This window comes from Kitasatospora sp. NPDC057518, from assembly GCF_042802075.1.
Classification (GTDB): domain Bacteria; phylum Actinomycetota; class Actinomycetes; order Streptomycetales; family Streptomycetaceae; genus Kitasatospora.
Genome location: NZ_JBHVEU010000630.1, coordinates 1 through 3,912, shown reverse-complemented (window position 1 = coordinate 3,912; position 3,912 = coordinate 1). Strand labels below are relative to the sequence as shown.

Here is a 3,912-nt window from a genome sequence, read left to right as displayed (position 1 = left end):
CCGGGGAACCGTCGTTCCCCGGGGGCCGTACGGGCAGCGGTGTCAGTGCCCGCGCGCGATCCACTCCGGCAGGGCCGGGGCCTCGGCGCCGATGGTGGTCGGGTCGCCGTGGCCGGTGCGCACCACGGTCTCGGCCGGGAGCGTCAGCAGCCGCTCGCGGATCGAGTCGACGATCGTCGGGAAGTGCGAGAACGACCGGCCGGTGGCACCGGGGCCGCCCTGGAACAGGGTGTCGCCGGTGAAGACGGTGCCCAGCGCGGGCGCGTACAGGCAGACCGCGCCCGGCGCGTGACCCGGGGTGTGCAGCACCGTCAGCTCGGTGCCCGCCACCTCGATCCGCTGGCCGTCGGCCAGTTCGCCGTCCGGCAGCCGCTCGGGGTGGGTGAGCTTCCACAGCGGCAGGTCGTCCGGGTGCAGCAGGATCGGCGCACCGGTGCGGTCGGCGAGGGCCGGGGCCGCGTCGATGTGGTCGTTGTGCGCGTGGGTGGAGACGATCGCCAGCAGCCGGCGCCCGCCGAGCGCGGCCTCGATGGCCTCGGCGTCGTGCGCGGCGTCGATCACCACCGCCTCCTCGTCGTTCCCGACGATCCAGACGTTGTTCTCCACCTCCCAGCTGCCGCCGTCGAGTTCGAAGGTCCCGGCGGTCACCAGCCGGTCGATCCGCGCGGTCACAGGATCACCACCGAACGGAGGACGTCGCCCTGGTGCATGCGCTCGAAGGCCTGCTCCACGGCGTCCAGCCCGATGGTCTCGGTGACGAAGGCGCCGAGGTCCAGGCGGCCCTGGAGGTAGAGGTCGACGAGCATCGGGAAGTCCCGCGAGGGCAGGCAGTCGCCGTACCAGGAGGACTTCAGCGCGCCGCCGCGGCCGAAGACGTCGAGCAGCGGCAGCTCCAGCGTCATCTCCGGGGTCGGCACACCGACCAGGACGACGGTGCCGGCCAGGTCGCGGGCGTAGAAGGCCTGCTTGTACGTCTCCGGGCGGCCGACCGCCTCGACCACCACGTCCGCGCCGTTGCCGCCGGTCAGCTCGCGGATCGCCTCGACCGCGTCGGTGGTGCGGGAGTTGACGGTGTGGGTGGCGCCCAGCTTGCGGGCGGTCTCCAGCTTGCGGTCGTCGATGTCGACGGCGATGATCTTCGCCGCGCCCGCCAGCCGGGAGCCCATCACGGCCGCGCCGCCGACGCCGCCGCAGCCGATGACCGCGACCGAGTCGCCCCGGCCGACGTTGCCGGTGTTGATCGCGGCGCCGAGGCCCGCCATCACGCCGCAGCCCAGCAGGCCCGCGACAGCCGGCTCGGCCGCCGGGTCCACCTTGGTGCACTGGCCGGCCGCGACCAGGGTCTTCTCGGCGAACGCGCCGATGCCCAGCGCCGGGGACAGCTCGGTGCCGTCCAGCAGCGTCATCCGCTGCTTGGCGTTGTGGGTGTTGAAGCAGTACTGCGGGCGGCCCCGCTTGCACGCGCGACACTGGCCGCACACCGCGCGCCAGTTGAGGACCACGAAGTCACCGGGCTCGACCTCGGTGACGCCCTCGCCGACCGACTCCACGATGCCCGCGGCCTCGTGGCCGAGCAGGAACGGGAACTCGTCGTTGATGCCGCCCTCCCGGTAGTGGAGGTCGGTGTGGCAGACGCCGCACGCCTGGATCCGGACCACCGCCTCACCCGGGCCAGGGTCCGGCACCACGATCGTGGCCACCTCCACGGGCGCGCCCTTGGCGCGCGCGATGACTGCCTTGACCTGCTGGGGCATCCGATTCCACCTCCGTCTGCCGGTGCGGCTCTGCACCGGTCTGACCTGCGACAAACGACTGCAAGACGAACTGCCCACGAAGCGTATCGCCCACCCGGCCGCCCACCGGCGGAGCGCCCGGGGCGATCCTCCGCGGCACGGTGTGCTAGGGCCGGTCCGCTCACGTGGAGGCGGCTCACGACCTCTCCGGTGGCACGTGCCGGCCGGGTATCCGCCGGGGGCCCGGCGACAGTCCGGCGCGGCCGTGGCGGTGGGGGCGCACAGGTGGCACTGAGCGCCCGTCCGTGCGCCTCGAAGTGCCCGGAAAGCACCGGCGTTGGCTGGAAGTGCCGCAGACGGGCGCCCCGCCAGCCACGTACGGTCGTAGCTGAGACGGTCCAAGCGACCACGCTCAGCACACCCGCCCCACCCGTCGGCGCGTGACCCTGCGCCGGCCGCGCCGGATGCGCACCGACCGTGCGCCCCCGCACATTTCGCGCCAGACCCCCGCAATTCCCCCCCGTAGGAGCCCGACCGAACCCCGGCCCGTGTCGAGCCGCCAGCCGGCCGCATCACCCGTCCCCCGCACCATCCCCGGATTCACCCCCCGTCGGGTCGCGCCCCGCGGCCCACCGTCCTGGAGTCTGGAGTACGGATGTCCACCGAGAACAGTGCGACCAGCGCCGGCACCGCCCCGCTCCCCCCGCTGCACTGCATGCGCCGGCTCGAACCCGGCCCGCCCCGCCTCGCCGCGCTGCCCACCGGCACGCCGGTCTGGCTGGTCAGCCGGCACGCCGACGTGCGCCAGGTGCTGACCGACCCGCGGCTGGGCCGCGCCCCGCTCTACGCGCCGGACGCCCCGCCGGTCACGGTCACGCCCAACATCCTGGACGATCCCCAGAGCATGCTGAACATCGACGGCACCGAGCACCAGCGGCTGCGCCGCACCGTGCAGCGGGCCTTCACCCCGCGCGCGATCGAGCGCTGGCGGCCGTGGGTGGCCTCGGCCGTCGAGTCGCTGATCGACGAGCTGATCGACCACGGCTCCCCCGCCGACATCATCGCGGGCTACTCCCGCCCGCTGCCGGTCGCGGTGATCAGCCGGCTGATGAACCTGGACAACCTGGACAGCAAGCGGCTCGCGCACTGGAGCGACCACGCGCTCTCCGCCACCGCCTACAGCGCCGAGGCGATCGCCACCGCGATGACCGAGTTCGCCGCCTTCGGCTCCGAGGTGATCGCCCAGCGCCGGGCCGCCCCCGGCGAGGACCTGGTCAGCGGCCTGCTCGCGGCCGCCGCCGAGGACGGCTCGATCACCGAGGGCCAGCTGGTCGCGCTGGTCATCGGCCTGGTCGTGGCCGGCCACGAGACCACCATGACCAGCCTCGGCAACGCCCTGGTCTACCTGCTCCAGGACGACCGCGAGGCCTGGCAGCGGCTCGCCTCCGACGAGGCCAGCGCCGTCGCCGCGACCGAGCAGCTGCTGCGCGCCGTCCCGCTCGGCGACCCCCAGGAGCACCTGCCCGGGCTGATGCGCCGCACCGTCGAGGACGTCGAGATCGGCGGCGTGGTCATCCCGGCCGGCAGCGTGGTCGCCGCCGACGCGGCCGCCGCCAACCACGACCCGGAGATCTTCACCGGGGACCTGCGCACCGAGCTGTTCTCCCCGCTGGCCGCTCCCACCCTCACCTTCGGCGCCGGCCCGCACCACTGCCTGGGCGCCTGGCTGGCCCGGATGGAGCTGGAACTCGCCCTGCACCGGCTGGCCCGCCGGCTGCCCGCGCTGCGGCTGGCCGACCCGGTCGAGCGGATCGACTGGCGGCGCGGCCTGCTCACCCGCAGCCCGAACTCCCTGCGGGTGGTCTGGTGACGGGCCGCGCGGACACCGATCCGGTGCTCGTCCGGGTCGACCGGGACCGCTGCATCGGCTCCGGGATGTGCGCCCTCAGCGCCCCCGACTCGCTGGCCCTCGGCGCCGACGGACTGGCCGCGCCGCTGGCCGGGTACGCGGACGGCGGCGCGGAGTTGACGGACGGGCTGAGCGAGGCCGTGGACTACTGCCCGGTCGAGGCGCTCAGCCTCCACTCGGCGCGCGGCGGCTACCGGATCGCCCCGGCGGAGTGACCCGGCGCCGGTGGCGCCCGACCGCGGTCGTTCGCGGCGGGCGCCGCCGGCGCGC

The 3,912-nt window shown here is 74.6% G+C and carries 4 protein-coding genes; 2 read left to right on the top strand and 2 right to left on the bottom strand.

The window, feature by feature from the left end:
• Nucleotides 1-42: 42 nt before the first annotated feature.
• Nucleotides 43-672: an MBL fold metallo-hydrolase gene (locus tag ACFU7Z_RS37455; protein ID WP_117492917.1), complete on the bottom strand. Its 630-nt coding sequence runs from the start codon at nt 670-672 to the stop codon at nt 43-45.
• Nucleotides 669-1,754 carry an S-(hydroxymethyl)mycothiol dehydrogenase gene (locus tag ACFU7Z_RS37450; protein ID WP_074005727.1) on the bottom strand — a complete coding sequence of 362 codons (1,086 nt, stop codon included), beginning with the start codon at nt 1,752-1,754 and terminating at the stop codon, nt 669-671. The genes ACFU7Z_RS37455 and ACFU7Z_RS37450 overlap by 4 nt, the downstream gene beginning before the upstream one ends.
• Nucleotides 1,755-2,388: 634 nt before the next feature.
• Here ACFU7Z_RS37450 and ACFU7Z_RS37445 point away from each other — a divergent pair.
• Nucleotides 2,389-3,603 carry a cytochrome P450 gene (locus ACFU7Z_RS37445; protein WP_049652220.1) on the top strand — a complete coding sequence of 405 codons (1,215 nt, stop codon included), beginning with the start codon at nt 2,389-2,391 and terminating at the stop codon, nt 3,601-3,603.
• Nucleotides 3,600-3,857, top strand: coding sequence for a ferredoxin (locus ACFU7Z_RS37440; protein ID WP_074005728.1), 258 nt, complete (start codon nt 3,600-3,602; stop codon nt 3,855-3,857). The genes ACFU7Z_RS37445 and ACFU7Z_RS37440 overlap by 4 nt, the downstream gene beginning before the upstream one ends.
• Nucleotides 3,858-3,912: the final 55 nt, after the last annotated feature.